Annotated in this window: 11 protein-coding genes and 4 pseudogenes; 7 read left to right on the top strand and 8 right to left on the bottom strand. The window is 64.7% G+C overall.

The features are described 5' to 3' along the window. Window positions 1-73: 73 nt before the first annotated feature. Window positions 74-2908, bottom strand: a complete 2835-nt coding sequence (locus CQW49_RS08345; protein ID WP_003614476.1) for an amino acid adenylation domain-containing protein — start codon at window positions 2906-2908, stop codon at window positions 74-76. 139 nt (window positions 2909-3047) lie between these two features. Between CQW49_RS08345 and CQW49_RS08340 the strand changes: the two genes are divergently transcribed. The 3 genes and pseudogenes from CQW49_RS08340 to CQW49_RS25550 form a co-directional block, all read left to right on the top strand. Further along, complete coding sequence (locus CQW49_RS08340) at window positions 3048-4079, top strand: GNAT family N-acetyltransferase (RefSeq protein ID WP_003614478.1); 1032 nt, start codon at window positions 3048-3050, stop codon at window positions 4077-4079. Between the two features lie 39 nt (window positions 4080-4118). Beyond that, window positions 4119-5435: a lysine N(6)-hydroxylase/L-ornithine N(5)-oxygenase family protein gene (locus CQW49_RS08335; RefSeq protein ID WP_003614480.1), complete on the top strand. Its 1317-nt coding sequence runs from the start codon at window positions 4119-4121 to the stop codon at window positions 5433-5435. A 709-nt stretch (window positions 5436-6144) separates the two neighbouring features. Continuing rightward, window positions 6145-6240: pseudogene (locus CQW49_RS25550) on the top strand (IS6 family transposase); the annotation flags it as partial. Window positions 6241-6460: 220 nt separating this feature from the next. On the opposite strand, the gene CQW49_RS08320 reads toward CQW49_RS25550, so the two are convergent. The 4 genes from CQW49_RS08320 to CQW49_RS08300 form a co-directional block, all read right to left on the bottom strand. Beyond that, window positions 6461-7516, bottom strand: a complete 1056-nt coding sequence (locus CQW49_RS08320) for a DMT family transporter (protein WP_003614485.1) — start codon at window positions 7514-7516, stop codon at window positions 6461-6463. Window positions 7517-7531: 15 nt separating this feature from the next. Next, window positions 7532-9172: an NRAMP family divalent metal transporter gene (locus CQW49_RS08315; RefSeq protein ID WP_003614486.1), complete on the bottom strand. Its 1641-nt coding sequence runs from the start codon at window positions 9170-9172 to the stop codon at window positions 7532-7534. A 175-nt stretch (window positions 9173-9347) separates the two neighbouring features. Then, on the bottom strand, window positions 9348-9584 hold the full coding sequence (locus CQW49_RS08310) for a hypothetical protein (RefSeq protein ID WP_003614488.1): 237 nt from the start codon (window positions 9582-9584) through the stop codon (window positions 9348-9350). A gap of 565 nt (window positions 9585-10149) precedes the next feature. Continuing rightward, entirely contained in the window at window positions 10150-10455 is a 306-nt protein-coding gene (locus CQW49_RS08300) for an ATP-binding cassette domain-containing protein (protein WP_081735780.1), read from the bottom strand. Between the two features lie 75 nt (window positions 10456-10530). Between CQW49_RS08300 and CQW49_RS08295 the strand changes: the two are divergent. Beyond that, a pseudogene (locus CQW49_RS08295) lies at window positions 10531-10890 on the top strand (FAD-binding protein); the annotation flags it as partial. A gap of 189 nt (window positions 10891-11079) precedes the next feature. Here CQW49_RS08295 and CQW49_RS25545 read toward each other — a convergent pair. Both CQW49_RS25545 and CQW49_RS08285 read right to left on the bottom strand, forming a co-directional pair. Then, window positions 11080-11379: pseudogene (locus CQW49_RS25545) on the bottom strand (amidase family protein); the annotation flags it as partial. A 1162-nt stretch (window positions 11380-12541) separates the two neighbouring features. Then, window positions 12542-13888: an IS1380 family transposase gene (locus CQW49_RS08285; protein WP_003616184.1), complete on the bottom strand. Its 1347-nt coding sequence runs from the start codon at window positions 13886-13888 to the stop codon at window positions 12542-12544. A 108-nt stretch (window positions 13889-13996) separates the two neighbouring features. On the opposite strand from CQW49_RS08285, the gene CQW49_RS08280 reads away from it, so the two are divergent. Both CQW49_RS08280 and CQW49_RS08275 read left to right on the top strand, forming a co-directional pair. Next, entirely contained in the window at window positions 13997-15457 is a 1461-nt protein-coding gene (locus tag CQW49_RS08280) for an outer membrane beta-barrel protein (protein WP_024749847.1), read from the top strand. A gap of 75 nt (window positions 15458-15532) precedes the next feature. Then, window positions 15533-15999: pseudogene (locus CQW49_RS08275) on the top strand (IS6 family transposase). Between the two features lie 63 nt (window positions 16000-16062). Here the strand turns inward: CQW49_RS08275 and CQW49_RS08270 are convergent. Next, on the bottom strand, window positions 16063-16191 hold the full coding sequence (locus CQW49_RS08270) for an IS6 family transposase (protein WP_003615294.1): 129 nt from the start codon (window positions 16189-16191) through the stop codon (window positions 16063-16065). Between the two features lie 322 nt (window positions 16192-16513). Here CQW49_RS08270 and CQW49_RS08265 point away from each other — a divergent pair, with 322 nt between their 5' ends. Next, on the top strand, window positions 16514-18019 hold the full coding sequence (locus CQW49_RS08265) for a UbiA family prenyltransferase (protein WP_003615296.1): 1506 nt from the start codon (window positions 16514-16516) through the stop codon (window positions 18017-18019). The last annotated feature ends 5 nt before the right edge of the window (window positions 18020-18024 follow it).

Genomic DNA, 18024 nt, shown 5'->3' with positions numbered 1-18024 from the left:
CCGACCCGCGATAAAAAATTCGCGACAGAACCCACGGGATCGCGGAAGGCTATTTCGTCCGAGTCACGAGCCATCACGGCGCGCGCGTCGAGTGTAAGCGGTGCGAGCGTCCCACCTCGAAAAAATTAGAGCGGCGCGTGATCCCTTTCATATGGCCGAGCAATTCGGCGATGCGCTCGTGAAGCGAACGGGAGAGCACAATGTCGAAGTGGTCAGTCGACGCAGCGACGTCGACATGAGCCTGCGACGCCAGCTCGCGCCAATCGATGATCGGCTTATGCTCCGCGATCGATCTCTCGGCTTGGAAGGAGAAAATGATCACATCGAGCGGCTGCAGGGTCAGAGCTCGCATCTGCAGTGCGTGATCGATCAAGGTGTGCAGCACGCGCTCGCGGCTGCCGACGAGTGGTCCGTCGACCGGCAAGGGCTGCGGTTCGGTGGACAGGAAGCGCAGGAAGCAATCCTCTGTTTCCGCGTCCATTCGCGCGCGCAGTGTCTCCCAGCGCGCGCGCATCGGCGAACCGACCAGCCAAGCGTCGATCCTCTCGCGATGACGTCCACGCTCGTCCGCTTCGAGCGGCGGCGTGGAACCCTGCGCGAAAGGCGGTTCAAGCGCGCAGACATCGGCCATGGCGATGAAATGGACGCGAACGCGGCCTATGAGACGCCGCGCCGTCTCATAGGCGAGCACGCCGCCCCAGGACCAGCCGAGCATCGCGCAGCCTCGCCCGCCGACCTCGCATTCGATCGCGTCGGCATAGCTCTGCGCGAGGCTGTCGATCTCGGGAAGCGGCTCCGGCTCCTCGGTCAGCGACGCGCAAGCGAAACCGAAGGCGGGCTGATCGGACGGGAGGCGTCGGACCAGCGGCTCATATTCGCGAAGGCTTACCAGTAGGCCGGGAAACAACACCAGCGGCGGCTGTCCTCCGCCTTTTCGGAGATGAATGATCCGCGCCGGCCCGTCGTCGCCATTCACTCCCGAGTCGAGCCGTTCGGCGAGCGTGGCGACGGTCGGATCGCCGAGGAGATCGGCCACGCCGAGTCTTCGGCCGGGAAAAGCGAGCCGCAGCCGCGCGAGCAGGCGCAGCGCCGAGAGTGAATCGCCGCCGAGATCGAAGAAGGGGCTGTCGACGCCGACCTCGGGAAGATCGAGAACCGCGCCCCACAGCGCTGCGACGCGCCGCTCCGTCTCCGTGCTCGGCGCCCGAGGCGGCGGACCAACGGCGCCGGGCTCCGGCAGCGAAGCGCGATCGACCTTGCCATTGGGCAAGAGCGGCAAGCGCTCGAGCGCCATGATGCGCGAAGGGACGAGCGGGGCCGGCAAGGCGCCGGCGAGACGGGCGCGCAGCCGGCCGGGCTCGGGCGTGCGCCCCGGCCTCGGCGTGACATAGGCGGCGAGGGTCGGCCCGGCGCGGCCCTCGCGCCGCACGACCACCGCCTCGGCGACGGTCGGCTCCTCGCGCAGCCGCGCCTCGATCTCGCCGAGCTCGACGCGAAAGCCTCTGATCTTCACCTGCCCGTCCTCGCGGCCGACGAAGGCGATGGCGCCGTCCGGCCGCCGGCGCGCGAGATCGCCGGTGCGATACATGCGCCCGCAAGTCTTTGCATAGGGATCCGGCAGGAAGCGCTGGGCCGTCGACGCCGGACGGTTCAGATAGCCGCGCGCGAGGCCCGAGCCGCCTATCCACAATTCGCCGGTCTCGCCGTCGGCGACCGGCGACAGGTCGGTCGCGAGAATATGCGCCGTGCGGTCGCCGACCGGGCCGCCGATCGGCGCATAGGGCTCGTCGAAGCCGACATTCGCTTCGACCTTCCAGATCAAAGGCGAGATCACCGTCTCGGTCGGGCCATAGCCATTGATGAGAAAGCGCGGCCTCAGAGCGCGGCCGGTGCGCTCGAATGTGGCGCGTGCCATCGCCTCGCCGCCGAAGGAATAGCATTGGACCGCGGGCGGGTCGCCCATCGTCTCCGCCCAGGCGGCGAGCGCCGCCATATAGCTCGTCGGAAAGCCGGCATGCGTCACGCCGCCGGCGCGGATCGCGATCAGCGTTTCGGCCGGCGTCCAGAGCGCGTCGCCGCGTAGCACGATCGATCCGCCGACGAACAGCGGCGTCATCCAGCGCTCATGTGCGCCGTCGAATGCGAAGGAGAGAAAATGCAACTCGCGCGAGCGCTCGCTCATTTCATAGGCCTGCGCCGTCGTCTCGATATGCATGGCGAGCGGACCGTGCTCGACGGCGACGCCTTTGGGACGGCCGGTCGAGCCCGAAGTGTAGATCACATAGGCGAGGCGATCTGCTTCGAGCGTGTCGGGCGCGCGAGCGGCGCCGGCAGGAAGCCAATCGAGCGTGATCATCGTCAACCCGTCTGTCGGCGGTAGACGCTCGCGATGCGCGGCGTCGGTCACCAGCGCATGAGCGCCGGAATCGTCGAGACGAAAGGCGATCGCTTCCTGCGGATAAGCGGGATCGATCGGCAGAAAGGCGGCGCCGGCGCGCATGACGCCGAGAAAGGCCGCGATCGCTTCGGGGCTGCGTCCGAGCGCGACGGCGACGATCGTCTCGGCTCCAGCTCCAGCGTCCGTGAGCGCTGCAGCGATGCGCGCCGCGAGACGATCGAGCTCGCCGCGCGTGACGACGCGATCGTCGAAGTAGATCGCAGCTCGGTCGGGCCCGTCACTCGCGAGAGCGGCCAGCCGTCCTGGAATCGAGCGATCGGCGAGCGGCGCGCCGCGTCTTTCGCATGGAGGAGACACGCGCTCGAGAAACGCCAGCGCCGCCGCGCGATCGCATGCCGGAGCCGCCGCTCTCCAGCCTTGCGGAATCGGCATTCCGGCGGGCCATAGCGCGCCATGGCCGTTTTCGTCGAACACCACCGACACCACATCCGCGTCCGCGCCCAGATTCATCTCGACATCCTTCTTCCCGACGCCGTGCGCCGAAAGGAAGACGAATGACGAAATCGGCAATTCATTTTCGACAACGGTGAATTTCGACGCGGCTCGATCGTCATCACCTCGAACGCTCGTCGGGTCGAGGAGGACAGAAATGACGGCTCAGCTGTTGCGGCAATCGACAGGCGCCATCGATATCGCGCCCGCTACCGGCGACGCGCGCTTCACAATTCTCGACGCGCACGAGACCAAGCTCGAAGCGCGGCTCGACGGCGGGCGATGCGACGAGCCTGCTCGGCTCGTGCGCGAGACGATCGCTTTCGTCGAGCGCACGACGGCGCAGAATGCCGCGATCGAGACGATTCGTCTCCACGCGGATGCGCCGACCGCAGAGACGCTCATCGCCCATGCTGGCGCGCAGCGCGTTCCAGGCGCCACGGCGTCGATCGATCTTCTACCCTCGCTCGTCTGGCAATTGCCCGATCTCTGGCTCACCGACGCGCGGCTCCGCCCCTTCCCTCAGCTGCGCGTGACGACGGGCGGTCGCGGCCATCCGCTGCGGCCGCCCAAGCCGCGTGGAATGGTCTATCGGCGCCGCATTCCCTGGCTCGATCGCGAGATCGCCTTCCGAATCGCGACCATCGACGACGCCGAGCTGCTGAACGCATGGATGAACACGCCGCGCATCGCGCAAATCTGGGAAGAGGCCGGGCCGATCGACCGTCATCGCGCCTATATCGAGACGCTCCTTTCCGATCCGCATATGTTGCCGTTGATCGGGGAGTTCGACGAAGCGCCCTTCGGCTGGTTCGAGGTCTATCACGCGGCCGAGAACCGGCTCGGCCCGCTCTACGCCTGCGAGGATTTCGATCGCGGCTGGCATGTCGCGATCGGCGACGAGAACTCCCGCGGCGCGGCCTATGTGTCGGCCTGGCTGCCGTCGCTGACGCATTTCATGTTTCTGGACGATCCGCGCACCCAGCGCATCGTCGGCGAGCCGCGCGCCGATCATTGTCGGCAGTTGCGCAATCTCGAGCGCTCGGGCTTCGCGACGATCGGCACGGTCGAGTTTCCGCATAAGCGCGCCGCGCTGGTGATGCTGACCCGCGATCGTTTCTTTCACGACCATCTCTGGGCGCCGGGCGCGGCGGAGGCGTCGCTCTCCGGCGCGCCGCGCCGTCCCTGACCAAAGCTTCCCGCTTTCGCTCTGCAAAGGATCGGCTCGATGATTGACGCTTCCTGCTATGACATCCTCGGTATCGGCTTCGGCCCTTCGAATCTCGCGCTCGCCATCGCGCTCGACGAATCGGGACGGCGACGGCGCGAGCCGTGGCGCACGGTCTTTCTCGAGCGACAGAAGTCGTTCGCTTGGCATGTCGACATGCTGCTGCCGGGAACCGACATGCAGATCGCCTTCGTCAAGGATCTCGTCACGCTGCGCGATCCGACGAGCCCGTTCAGCTTTCTCAATTATCTGCACGAGAAGGGGCGGCTCACCGCCTTCCTCAATCTGAAGACGTTCAATCCGAGCCGCATCGAGTTCAACGACTATCTGCGCTGGGCGGCGATGAGGCTCGACGGACATGTCTGTTATGGCGAGACTGTCGATCACATCGCGCCGGTGCTGAGCGAGGGACGCATCGTCGCATTGGAAGCCGTCTCACGGGACGCGACGGGACGAAAATGCCTGCGACGCGCGCGCCATCTCGTCGTCGCGACGGGCGGGCGCCCCGTCATCCCGGCTCCTTTCGACACGGTCGCCGACCGCCGGGTGCTGCATTCCTCGCGCTATCTCTCGGGGATCGACGCGGCGCTCGCCGGCAAGGCGGAGCCCCGCGTCGCGGTGATAGGCGGCGGGCAGAGCGGCGCCGAGATCGCCGTCGACCTCGGCGAGCGCTTTCCGAACGCATGCGTCGATCTCGTCATTCGCAATTTTGCGCTGCGGCCCGCCGACGACACGGCGTTCGCCAATGAGATCTTCGACCCGGAAGCGGTCGATCTCATGTTCGAGCTCGAGAGCGATCGCCGCGCCGATGTGCTCGAAGAATTGCGACACACCAATTATGCGTCCGTCGACGCCAAGCTGATCGCACGGCTTCACGCCATTCTCTATGAGGACTGCGTGCTCGGCATCCGCCGCCGCCGGCTGCTGCGCGAAACGGAGCCCGACGCGATCGCGGTCGTCGACGGAGCGGTCTTGTTGCGTCTGCACGATCGTCTCCATGGCGGCTTCGAGGACGCGCGTTATGACGCGGTGGTGCTCGCCACGGGCTATGAGCGTCGCGGGCTACCCGACATGGTCGAGCCATTGCGGCCGTTCATGCAGCGTCAGGATGTCGATCGGCGCTATCGTCTGCCGCTTGCGTCTTCCGCGGCGAGCCTGCAGCAAATTCTCGCAGATGTGCAAGGCTGGTCGGAGGAGACCCATGGCCTCTCCGACACACTTCTCTTGGTGATCTCGGTGCGCGCCGGCGAGATCGTCGGCTCGATCGAGGCGATCGACGCCGCCGCCGCGGCGCTTGCACAGGCGGTCTGCGCATGAGCGCCACGGTCGAGGATACGGCGGGTCCGCCGAGTGAGGCGCTGGCAGGCGCCGTCGCCACATCGATGCGCTGCCCGCGCGCTCGCGAGATCTGTTGCGGCGGATGCGGCGCGGGACGTCGCGCGATCGCGCGTCGATGTGAAGCGCTCTGCGGCACGGCGTGGCGTTGCGCGACCCTCGGAGTCTCGCGCGGCGCGTCGATGGCGACCGCGGGAAGAGTCGTGACATTGGACTGCGCGCCGGCGGGAGTGATGGCGCCAGCCACGAGCAGAGCGGCGAAGCTCGCCATCGTCGAGCCGATCGCGCGCCGGTGCGCGAATGCACAAAATCGCGCGCTGGACGCGCGAAGCATGAAGGTAGGCATCATGATTCCCATTTCGAAAGGACGATGAGTCGCGGCCTGCCGATATTCTTCCGTCATGCTAGCCAGAAACAACTCGAAGTCTCAAGTGTCGGTGAGGCCAATAAGAATACTTCTCATCTATAGTCTGATTGGAATATTTCCAATAATCTTCGTCCGGCTTGTATTCGATCGACGATCATTCGCTCGAGGATAAAAATTGCCGGCTCTGTCGCGAATGTTTCTCGCGGACGGATTGGGGCCATGATCGCCGGGCGTGGGGCAGGCGGAAGGCTTTGTCGCAAATTTTTATCGCAGGCCGGAACGGGCTACGATTGTCGGCGGCAGCGCGGCGGGCGGAACAGAGCGATGATCTATTTCAAGGGCAGCCATTTTGAGCGCCAGGTCATTCTTTGGGGCGTCCGCTGGTATGTGTCGTATCCCATGAGCTATCGCCAGCTCGAAGCGACCTCGCCGGCTCGAGCCAGCAGAAGATCCCCGACCGCGACATCTTCGATCCGTATGTCCTCGATCCGTTCGTCGATCCGGCGATGAACGATGCGCGGCGCGCGATCGATCAGCGCTTTCAGATCCCGTTCGGCGCGACCGACTGCGTCGGACTCATCCTCGCTCCGCTCGCGACGCCATCGACGCGCGAGAAGAGGCGGCGAGGTTCGGTCTTCGGTCAATGATCGTGTCGGTGATGCATGTCGGGCATATGAGGATGCGCGTGCAGCAGCGGCTCGTGCGCGTGCCAATGTACGTGCGGCTGGCCGTTCTCATGGTCGGAGTGGTCTCCATGCCGATGATGTTCGTCATGAACATGCGAATGCGAGTGCTCGACGGCGTGGTGCAAATGCTCGTGCTCGTGGCATTCGGTCAGATGCAGCCAGACGCCCGCGCCCATCAGCGCCGCTCCGGCGGCGAGTTCCATCGTTAAGGGCTCGCCGAGCGCCGCGACGGAGACCGCGGCGCCGAGAAAGGGAGCCGTGGAGAAATAGGCGCCGGTGCGCGCCGTGCCGAGATGGCGGAGGGCCAGAACGAACAGCGCCAGGCTGACGCCATAGCCGAGAAAGCCGACGACGCTCGCCGCGCCGACCAGCGGGATGGAGGGCATGAAAGCGCCGGCGAATAGCCCAAGTCCGAGATTGACCGCGCCGGCGACCATTCCCTTGATCTCGACGATTTGCAGCGGATCGGAGAGCGAGACACGACGTGTGAGGTTGTTGTCGACGGCCCAGGCGAGGCAGGCCGCGGCGATCGCGACAGGCCCGAGCGCGCCAGAAAGGCTGGGCGCTCCCGACCAGGCGAGGCAGAGCGACCCAGCGACGATGAGGGCCATGCCGAGGGCGATGCGACGATCGAAAGGCTCGCGAAACACGAACCATGCGATGGCTGCGGTGAAGACGCCCTCGAGCGTGAGCAGCAACGAGGCCGTCGCGGCTTCCGCACGGGCGAGGCCGAACATCAGCAGCAGAGGGGCGGCGACGCCGCCAGCCAGCGTCGCCGCGCCCGTCCACACCCAATCCGTCCCGCCGAGCTTCGCCTCTTCAGCGCGGATGGCGAGGCCGAGCCGAAGCGGGAGACGGCGCAGCAGAGCGACGCCGACGCCGGCGCCGCAATAGAGCAGGCCGGCGAGGATGCGCTGATCTATGTCCGCGAGAAGCAGCTTGGCGGCCGGCGTCGAGACCCCGAACAGAGCCGCCGAGAGCAGCGCATAGGAGATGGCTTTCGCTTTCATGTTCGGCGCAGACATTCAGTGTGTGACAGCGAGCGCGACGATCCGCGCGAGAACGAGTCCTCCGGCAAGCAGAAGATAGCAGCGTAGCACGCTCATCCATATGCGGCTCGCCATGGAGAGCTTCGCCGGCGGCAGCGCGTGAAGCGGCGGCATGCGCCAGCTGTCGCGGGCGTGACGGCCGATCGCGCCGTGCGCCGTACGCCGACCCGTGCGGAGAGCGCCCGTCGCAACAGCGATGGCGATAGTTGCAATCGAGCCGCCGCCGAGGATCGACAGAATGACCGTCTCGTTCGTCTGCTCCGGAAACAAGACGGAAGCGGTCAATATGATCGACAACATCACGAGAACCGCAACGATCGCGCCGGTGAAGAGATTCATGCCCCGGCCATTGACCCAGGGGCCGAGGACCGCCTCGTCATTGCAGAGAAGCAGCAGAAACACGGTCGCGCTCGGCAGCAGCACGCCGGCGAGCGTCTGCACGGCGTTGGTCAGCAGGCCGAGCGGCGCGCCCGGCGTCAGCACGAGGCCCGCCGAAACGACGATGAGCGCGAAATAGACGCCATAGAAGCCTTTCGCATCGGACGGCTTGCGATGCAGCGAATGCTTCAACGACAGCACGTCGCCGAGGGCATAGGCCGTGGATAGCGAAACCGCCGCGGCGCCTATGACGCTCGCGTCGATCAACGCCAGAGCGAATAAAATGCCCGGCAGGCGCCCGGCGTATCGGCCCAAGCCTTCCGCCACGGCGCCGGCGTCGGCGAAGTTGCCGGCTTCCGGACGTCCGGCGAAGACCGCCGCCGTGAAGGCCATCATCGCCGCCGCGCCGATGACGACGAGCGCTATGCCGAGCCAGAGATCGACGCGCTCATAGCGAATGAAGCGTGGCGTGATGCGCTTGTCGATCACATAGCTCTGCTGGAAGAAGAGCTGCCAGGGCGCGATGGTCGTGCCCACGATCGCTATGACCAGCAGCATCACTTCGCTGAGCTTGCCGTCCTTCGGCATCTGCACGAGGAACATGTCGCGCGCGACATCCGCTATGGGGGGATGAATCATCACGAAGATCGGAATGAGAACGAGGCTACCCGCGCAGAGCATCAGAGCGAAGCGCTCGAAGCGGCGGAAGTCGCCCGTGCCGACCGCCACCATGATGACGACGGCCGACAGCGCCACGCCGAGCTCCCGCGAGACGCCCAGATGGGAGAGCGCGAGAGATATGCCGATGAATTCGGTGACGATGGTCAGCGCGTTGAGCAGGAAGAGATCGATGACGCTGAACGCGCCCCAAAATTTGCCGAAACGCTCGACGATGAGCCTCGCGTGTCCAACGCCGGTGACGGCGCCGAGCCGCAACACCATCTCCTGATTGACGTAGAGCACGGGAACGAGCAGCAGCAGCGTCCACAGCAGGCTCGTGCCGTAGTTCTGGCCCGCCTGAGTGTAAGTTCCGAATGCGCCCGCGTCATTGTCGCCGACCATGACGATGAGGCCGGGACCGAGAATGGCGAGAAGCGTCTGGAGACGGCGCTTGAAGCCGATGCGCGGGCCGTGATCGGCATGATGGATGGTCCCCAGCGCACCGCGAATATGGCCGATATGGGCCTCGTCGAGAACCGCGCTCTTTTTGGTCTCGGATGGGTTGAGATGCAGCGTCATGGCTCGCCTCTTCTCCGGCGGCAGGCGAGCCTTCGCGAGAGCTCACGCCCTCTCGATCGCTCGCGCTCTCGCGCCCGGGCAAATTCGGATCGGGATGGATTTCAAAGCGCCCGCCGGGTCGAGCTCGCGCTCGCCGGTGGGCGTGGTTGGGCGGGGGTTCATTCGATCCCTCCGGTCAGGCGGCGAGGCGCGAAGGGGGCGGCTCGCCATTGTCCTGCGCGAGGCGAGGGTCGGCCTCCGTCTCGTCGGTCCACACGCACAGAAGACCTCCCGAGGCGGCGTCGAGCCTCCAGACGCAAAGCGGAGTCCGTCGCGCGCGACGGCGAAACGCGACGATCTGCGCCTCGGCATAGAACGACGCCGCGCTCCGAGCGAACGGGCGCGCGAATGCGATTGCGGTGAGCTTGTTCATCGCTCATCTCCCTTTTGGCCGTTGTGATCCACGGCGCGGAGCATGAGCGGCAGGCAGGAGCCCCTAGGCCCTCGTGACGCCTCTCACGCGGTCTCCGAAACCGCGGATGGTTTTGATGTCGAGTGGCGTCGCGAGCGCAGACGAGGCTGCGGGCGCGGCGCCGAAGCGGCTACTGCCCATGTTTCCTTCTTGGGTTGTCGGAGTCGACGGCGGGAGCGAAGCCCCGCTATCCGAGGGCGATATCGGTCCCGAAGCCGTGGTTGTCAAGCACAAATCGCAGGATAGCGCGACAGCCATTACCGATCGGTGAAGCGAATTTCCGAAGGAGCGCGTTCAGGAGAGATTCGAGGCTCGCGCGTGAAGGCGCCGTTTCAGTCACATTGGTCTTCCTCGGAACGCTCCTCTCCCTCGTCGCGGCAATTTGTCTCGGTCGCTTTCGCCGAACGAAGAGAGATCTTCCGCTCACCCGAATGCGCGAGCCGGATTTGTTTCTTAACGCGACGACCATTTGAGAATGACGCCGATCACGAGGCGAGCGCTATAGAACGGCCGCGCCAGACCGATGCTATCCGGAGCAGGACTGAGCCTCCGGGCCGGGGCCGCGCACGATGGCTCCGTCGACCTGCGCCTCGCCGGCGGTGGGGCGGACGAAGCTGGCGATCACATTGAACGCGGTGGATTTGCCGCAGCCGGAGGGGCCGAGCAGACAGAGGAACTCGCCCGGCCGGACGGCGAGGCGAAGCTCGGCGAGCGCGAGCTGCGTCCCATAACCGACTGTGACGTCGTGCAGTTCGACGAGCCCGCGCAGGGTCTGCGCCGGCGGCGGCCCCGCGGCTTCGGCCGGCGTGCGAAGGCGGCTGGCAAATAGCATATCATTCATATAGGCTAACAGTGATAACAAAGGCAACAGGCCGCGCGGAGATCGACGCGCCGGCGGGAGCGATCAGTGACCGATATCGACGACGCCGCCATCCGATTCGACGCCGATGTGCTGGTGATCGGCGGCGGAACCGCAGGCCCGCTCGCGGCCTACAAGGCCAAGGCGGCCAATCCGGCGCTCAAGGTCGTGCTGCTGGAAAAAGTCAATGTGAAGCGCTCGGGCGCGATCGCCGTCGGCATGGACGGGCTCAACAACGCCGTCGTGCCGGGCTTCGCCACGCCCGAGCAATATGTGCGCGAGATCACCATCGCCAATGACGGAATCGTCGACCAAAAGCCGATCCTCGCCTATGCGGAGCGCTCCTTCGACATGATCAGGGAGCTCGACCGCTGGGGCGTCGAGTTCCTGAAGGACGAGAACGGCGATTGTGCGCTTTTCGAGATTTTCGACCCGCTTGCGAATGCCGGGATAGATGAGATCGAAGCCGGCGTCGCCGATTTCCTTGCGTAGCCGGATGGCGCGCTCGGCGTTGATCCTGTCGATGATCGCGGACGGATCCGAAAAGCCGGGATCGACCTCCTCGACGACGACGCCGAGTTCTCCGAGCCGGGCGACGGCCTTGTCGACGATCGTCAGGATCGCGGGATCGACGTCGAGATAGCCGAGCGTGCGGTTATAGGCGACCCGCAATCCCTTGACGCTGTCGTCGAGGCCCGCCGTCCAGTCGCGGCCGTCGCTCGGCAGGCTGGTCCAATCGCGCGGATCGGGGTGCGCGATCACATTGAGGAGCAGGGCGGCGTCCGTGACCGTGCGCGTCAGCGGGCCGATGTGGAACAATGTTCCATTGTGCGGATAGCCGGCGACGCGGCCGAAGGTCGGCTTGAATCCGACGACGCCATTGACCGCCGGCGCGATCGGCGACAGCGATCAATTCGCCTACCGCCTGTCGGGCTTCACCTCGGACCGCGAAGGATATGTCTACAACACCGTGCAGGCGGGCCAGAAATATTACGATTGGCACGACAAAGGCGTGCGCGCGCAACTCCTCTGGCAGCCTACGGCCGATCTCAGCGTGCGCGGCGTCTTCGATTACTCGCATGTCAATCAGGCCTGCTGCAGCGAGTTGTTCAACGGCGCGATCCCGAATTCGGGCTTCTATGAAGCCGCCGCGAGGCTCGGCTGGACTGCGCCGAGCAAGAGCCAGCTGCAGAGCCTCACCACCGACATCCTCGGCTACAAGCAGACCGCGGTCGAAAGCGAAGGCGCTGCGATCATCGTCGATTACGTCATCAACGGCTATCGCTTGAACTGGACGACCTCCTATCGCGGCTGGGACTTCCATCCGAACAATCGCGACGGCGGCATAATCTCGCCGGTGATCTACACCAATGCCAACGGCCATGTGTCGCCGGAGCGGACGGTGACCAGCGAGGCCAAGATCACCATGCCGGTCGGAGAGCCCGTAGAAGGCGCGGCCGGTCTGTTCTACCTGCACGAAAACCTCTACAATCACGGTCTCACCACGACCAGCAACCTCGCCGCTCTGTTCTACTATGGCGCGAGTCCGACGGCCGCGCAGCTGCAAGGCGTGAACAATGCGGGCCAGCAAAGCTACGACAACCCGCGCACCGACGAGATCGCGCCCTATGCGCGCGGCGCCTGGCATGTGACGCCGGACCTCGATCTGACCGGCGGCCTGCGCTATTCCTATTATGACAAATCGGCCACATGGCGGCGCTACATCTACGCCTACGACAATTCGGGAACCCCGGCGCAGGCGGCGGCTGCTTACGCGGAGGCGCAGGGATTCTTCGGCGCCGACCGACAATATTCCGCGCATACCCACCAGGGCTTCCTCTCGGCCCTCGGTTCCGTGCAATACAAGATCAGTCCCGAGGTCACCGCTTACGCGACCTATCCCCTCTTATTCGTGACGGTCCGATTTTTTGCATCGTCGGGCCGTTCGGCTCGCGGGCCGCGCGGGGGCGTTCGGCTTTTTCACCGCTTCGAGGATCGCACTTTCGGGAACGCGTTGGGAGGAATGGGAGAGACGAGAGGGGGCGCGCCGCCCCGTCGATCATGGTCCTGCGGGCATGAGCAGCGCCGCCGGCATGGAGCAGAAGAGATCGGCCTCGGGGCAGGCGGCGGCGAAGGCGAGGCGCACGCGGCTCGCGGTCTCGATCACGCGCGCGGCGATCTTCAGCAATCGCAGGCGCAGAGTCGAGAACTCGGCTTTGGCGAGGTCGCGCGGGCGCGGGATCGCGTCGCGCACGCCGAGCATCAGCCAATAGGCGGCGGTGTGCAGGACGAGGCGCACCTGATTGGCGAGCGCCGAACGACACGAGGTTCGATCGGAGCAAAGCTGCGTCTTGTGCAGCTTGATGAGATTCTCCGCCTGTCCGCGCGCGCAGTAGAGACTCTCATAGAGCCATTGCGGCGCGCCATGCGCGCGATTGGTGACGATGAAGCGAATGTCGAGGCCGAGCCGCGTCGCCTCGATGCGGGCGATCGCGCGGCGCTCTCTGTCCCAGGACTTGGCCCGGTGACGCGTCTCGGCATAGCCTCGCACGACGTCCTTGTCGTCGAGGGCGCGCTCGACGCGGACGGCGTCCGCCGTCTCCTCGACCTTCTTGGACAGCGGCTTGGTTCCGGGAAGGCCGAAGACGTAATCGACGCCGTGATCCTCGCACCAGGCCATCGCCTCGGGCCGCGCATAATGCCCGTCGCCGCGAAACAGGATGCCCGTCGTCGGCCAAGACTTGCGGATATGCCGCACGAGCCGGCGCAGATGCGCTCTCACCTCGACGCCGGACGGCGTCTTGCCCGGGCGCAGGATCATAACGACGGGACGGCTCTGCTCGGTGTCATAGACATGGATCGGCAGAAAGCAGCGCTCGTCATAATGGGCGTTGAACAACGACAATTGCTGATGGCCATGCGCGATGTCGCAGGTGTCGTCGATGTCGAGTGTGACCGAAGATGGCGGCTTCTCGTAGGAGGCCATCCATTGGTCGACGAGCGCATAGGTCAGGCGGATCACGTCGCGCAGGGCCGGCGCGTTCTCGAGCCGCGACAGCGTCGGCTGCGAAGCGAGATCGCGGCCCGTGTCGGGCAGGCGCCCGCAGGCGAGCTTGAACGCCGGATCGGAGCGCAGAAAATCGAGATCGTCGGCGTCCTCATAGCCGCAGCCGATCGCGAAGATGCGGGCGCGGATCATATCGGCGAGCGTGTGGGTGATGCGCGCAGGATCGCGGCGATCGGGAAAGCAGCGCGCCAGCCGTTCGGCGACGCCGAGCCGGCGCTCCGCCATGGCGAGCAGCATGACGCCGCCGTCCGAGGAGATGCGGCCGCCGTCGAAAGCGGCTGTGATTTTCTTGCCCTGGACGGCTGGAAACGAGAAGGCGGGGAACGTATCGTCTGTCATGGCGGGCGTGGCAGGCCGGTGCAGCGGGAAAGGGTTGGTGTCAACAACCAAATCCTACGCCGTTTCAGTGATCTATGCTACGCTCGCCACCCTTCCAACAGCGCCTTCATGAATAAGACGGGCTATGCACGCGGCGGCCGCGCCGGCGGTCCGTCGCTCTCCTTCGCCAAGAATGCTCCCCTCGTCGTGAAGCCGGAGGAGATCGACAGCTATGAAGTCGGCCTGAAGAGCTCCTTCTTCGATGATCGTCTGATCGCGAATTTCGCCGCCTTCTGGGCCAATGACCACAATTACATCACGCGGGCGAAGGACAACTCAAACGCCGTTCTCGTCGATGTGATGAGCAACGCCAAGCTGGCCACATCGAAGGGCTTCGAGCTCGATCTGCGCGCCAAGCCGTTCGAAGGCTTCGACACATTCGCCTCCTTTGTCTACGACGACGCGCGCTACGCCGACTTCAAGAACGGCGTGTGCCCGCCCGAATTGAGCTTTCCGAGCTGCGACATGACCGGCAAGCGTCTCGCGCTCGTCCCGAAGTTCGCGTTCTCGGCCGGCGCCGAATACGCATGGAAGGTCGGAACAATCGCCCCGATCAGCAGCTCGGTCCCCCTGGTCGCCTATGTCGGAACCGACGTCTCCTATCAGAGCAGCACCTATTCGACGCCCGACAACTCGGCCTATGCGGTCGTCAGCCCCTATGCTCTGTTGAACTTCCACCTCGGCGTGAAGCTCGAGGATGACAGCTATGATCTGCAAGGATGGGTCAAGAACGCGCTGAACCATCGCTATTGGCAGGCGCTCTGGGCCAGCTGGGACCTCGGCTCGGGCGAGATTGGCGGCCAGCCGGGTGAGCCACTCTTCGCGGGCATCACCTTGCGCGCGAAATTTCCGTCGGCCGCGGGCGCGCCCGCCTTCCTGGCGTCGGCATTGCCGTCGTCGGATCTTCCCTCCAAGAAGGGTCCGCCCGGCTCGCGATACGATTGGCGCGGCGTCTATGTCGGCTTTGACGTCGGACACGCCTGGGGCCATGATCGTTTCGTCCCGTATTATTCCGTGCCCAATGTCGGCGCACCGCAGTCCTTCGATCTCACCGGCGTCATCGGCGGCCTGCATGCGGGCTATAATTGGCAGCTCGCTTCGGTCGTGCTCGGCGTCGAGACCGAGTTCGACGCGACGAGCCTCAATCGCACGGTTCAGCAGGACGCCGTCACGACGCTGCGTTCGTCCTCGGCTCTGCAGGGCTCGATTCGCGCTCGCTTCGGCTGGGCTTTCGATCGCCTGCTGGTGTTCGGAACGGGCGGCAGCCAATGGGCCGGGGTGCAGAACGCCTATCATATTCGCGGCCTCGGCGACAGCTACTCCACCAATCATCACAGCTGGGTCGTCGGCGGCGGCATCGAATATGCGCTGACCGATCATTGGCTGGGGCGGGCCGAATATCGCTTCTCCGACTTCGGCAAAAATCTGGACGGAAACGGCCCGATCATCTGGCCGCTCTCTTTCCAGAGCCACCATTGGAAGGAAGACCGGCTGACGGCGGGCCTCAGCTGGAAGTTCGCGGACAATTGATGGCTTTGTCGCAAATCTCTATCGCAGGCCGGAATGGGCTACGATCGTCGGCGGCGCGGCGGGCGGAACAGAGCGATGATCGATTTCAAAGGCGGCCATTTTGAGCGTCAGGTCGTTCTTTGGGGCGTCCGCTGGTATGTGGCGTATCCGATGAGCTATCGCCAACTCGAAGAAATGATGGAAGAGCGCGGCGTCGATGTCGATTCGACGCTCAAACCGTTGGGTCGTCAAATACGCCCCTTTGCTGGAGAAGCGGCCTTGCGCTTTTTGCGCAAGGCGATGGGCCAGCATGGCGAGCCGGAGAAGATCACGATCGCGACAAGAGCGGCGCCAACACGGCGGCGATCGAAAGCTACAATGCGGAGCATGAAGCGGACATCGAAATCCGCCGCATCGAATATCTCGATAATATCGTCGAGCAGGACCATCGAGCGGTGAAGCGCGTGACGCGGCCGATGTTGGGCTTCAAATCATTTCGATCGGCTGCTGCGACGCTTTTTGGTATCGAGCTCATGCACATGATCCGAAAGGGGCAACTGTGAACGACAGGCGAATTGCGTCCAGCACAGCAGTTCTACGCCCTCGCCGCGTGACCGGCGTCGTTCTCACCCGCTCATCGCGTCTGTAAACAAAAACTGCGACAAAGCCCGATAGCTCATTGGATACGCCACATACCACCGGACGCCCCACAGGGTCACGTCGCGTTCAAAATGGCTGCCCTGGAAATCGATCATTGGGCGATTCCGCCTGCCCCAGCCCGGTGATCATAGCCCCAACCGACCCACGAAAAAAAATTCGCGACAAAACCGCTTCGTGAGCCTCTGGCCGAGACGAAGGCGAGGCGCTTGTCGAATCGCTCCGCCCGCAGCGAATCACGCGGCCGAGCCGAATTAAGTCCTGGTCCCGCTCGACTCCAAGGTCCGTTCGAGTCGCGGCTTGTTTTCGAAAAAACGCCCCATTATAAAATCGATATTTATTGGCGTGCCGAGGGCGCAAGGTTTCGCCCTTCGTCGAAGCTTTAGCTTAAGCAATTGCTTTCACATGGGAGCGAGACTCATGAATAATGCGGCCGCAGTGTTTTTCAGCTCGGCTCCCGATCGCGCCAAATTGCTCGATGACGCCAAAGCGCTGGCCTGCGATATTTCCGTGCCGCTCGTTCTGGATCTCGACGGGACACTGATTGCGACGGATACGCTTCACGAAGCGGTGTTTCTGCTCCTGAAGAGAGAATGGGCGCAGGCTTGGCGGGTGCCGCTGTGGACGCTCCAAGGCCGCGCTGTCGTCAAGGAGAGGCTGGGCGCGCTCATGACCGACGAGGACGTCTCCCGCTTTCCAATCAATTCCGACTTGCTCGCTTTTGCGGAGCGCGAGGCCCGGCTCGGCCGAAAGATCGTTCTGGCCACCGCCGCCGACCGCGGCGTCGCGGACAAGGTCGCCCGGCGCTTTCCCATCATTTCGAAGGTGATAGCGTCGAACGGGCGCGAAAATTTGCGCGGCCGCGCCAAAGCGGAGGCGCTCGGCGCGGCTTATCCGAACGGCTTCGTTTATGCGGGCGACTCCTATCCCGACGTCCATGTCTGGCGTCGCTCCTGCGGCGCGGTGTTCGCCGGCGCTTCGCCTCGCCTCGTCGAGAAGGCCCGTGAGGCGACGAATCTGCTCGCCTCTTTTCCGCGCCGCGCGCTCGGGCTCCATGGCCTGCGCCGAGCGCTTCGCCTGCATCAGTGGGCGAAGAACGCTCTGGTTTTCGTGCCGCTGATTCTCGGCGGCAAAGCGTTCGACCTTCCCTCGTGGATAAGCGCGATCGAAGGTTTCTTCGCCATCAGCCTGCTTGCATCGACGACCTATCTGTTGAACGATCTTTGGGATCTGCATGAGGATCGACAACACTGGTCGAAGAAAAACCGTCCACTCGCCAGCGGTGAGCTGCAGATCGCTCTGAGCATCGGACTCATCGTCCTTTGCGGGCTCGCCGCGCTGGGGCTCGCCCTCGCGGCAGGATCCGGATGCGTGGCGATGCTCGTCCTCTATTTCGTCGTGAGCCTCTCCTACTCCTTGCGCCTCAAGCGCGAACCCATCATCGACGTCCTGCTGCTGGCGGCGCTCTTCACGATGCGGCTGGGATTGGGGGTCGTCATCACCGAGGCCGCCTTCTCGCCCTGGCTGCTGGTCTTTTCCATGTTCATTTTCCTGTCCCTGTCGCTCGCCAAGCGTCAGACGGAGATCACGCGCATGGTCGCGCACGGGCAGGAAACGACGCCGGGCCGCGGTTACAAGGCCAGCGACGCACCTTTCGTGCTCACGACCGGCATCGCGGCCATGATGGCCACGGTGCTCGTCATGGCGCTCTACCTCATCGAGGACGCCTTTCCGACGGGCTTCTACAAGCATCCGGATTTTCTCTGGGGCTTCACCGTCGTCATCTTCCTTTGGCTCGCCCGCGTCTGGTTGCTCTGCCATCGCGGAGAATTGCACGACGACCCGGTCGCCTTCGCGCTCGAGGATAAAGCTAGTCTCTTCTACGCCGCGGCGATGGGCGCGACCTTTCTCGCCGCCGTGCTGTGACACAG

The organism is Methylosinus trichosporium OB3b (assembly GCF_002752655.1).
Lineage (GTDB): Bacteria > Pseudomonadota > Alphaproteobacteria > Rhizobiales > Beijerinckiaceae > Methylosinus > Methylosinus trichosporium.
Note: the sequence above shows the minus strand (reverse complement) of the source record. Positions and strands in the feature narration are given on the sequence as shown.

Bases quoted from the DNA above. Each gene is read 5' to 3' on its own strand.
- CQW49_RS08345 (WP_003614476.1), bottom strand. From the start codon at position 2,908: ATGAATCTGGGCGCGGACGCGGATGTGGTGTCGGTGGTGTTCGACGAA.
- CQW49_RS08340 (WP_003614478.1), top strand. From the start codon at position 3,048: ATGACGGCTCAGCTGTTGCGGCAATCGACAGGCGCCATCGATATCGCG.
- CQW49_RS08335 (WP_003614480.1), top strand. From the start codon at position 4,119: ATGATTGACGCTTCCTGCTATGACATCCTCGGTATCGGCTTCGGCCCT.
- CQW49_RS08320 (WP_003614485.1), bottom strand. From the start codon at position 7,516: ATGAAAGCGAAAGCCATCTCCTATGCGCTGCTCTCGGCGGCTCTGTTC.
- CQW49_RS08315 (WP_003614486.1), bottom strand. From the start codon at position 9,172: ATGACGCTGCATCTCAACCCATCCGAGACCAAAAAGAGCGCGGTTCTC.
- CQW49_RS08310 (WP_003614488.1), bottom strand. From the start codon at position 9,584: ATGAACAAGCTCACCGCAATCGCATTCGCGCGCCCGTTCGCTCGGAGC.
- CQW49_RS08300 (WP_081735780.1), bottom strand. From the start codon at position 10,455: ATGCTATTTGCCAGCCGCCTTCGCACGCCGGCCGAAGCCGCGGGGCCG.
- CQW49_RS08285 (WP_003616184.1), bottom strand. From the start codon at position 13,888: ATGACAGACGATACGTTCCCCGCCTTCTCGTTTCCAGCCGTCCAGGGC.
- CQW49_RS08280 (WP_024749847.1), top strand. From the start codon at position 13,997: ATGAATAAGACGGGCTATGCACGCGGCGGCCGCGCCGGCGGTCCGTCG.
- CQW49_RS08270 (WP_003615294.1), bottom strand. From the start codon at position 16,191: ATGATCGATTTCCAGGGCAGCCATTTTGAACGCGACGTGACCCTGTGG.
- CQW49_RS08265 (WP_003615296.1), top strand. From the start codon at position 16,514: ATGAATAATGCGGCCGCAGTGTTTTTCAGCTCGGCTCCCGATCGCGCC.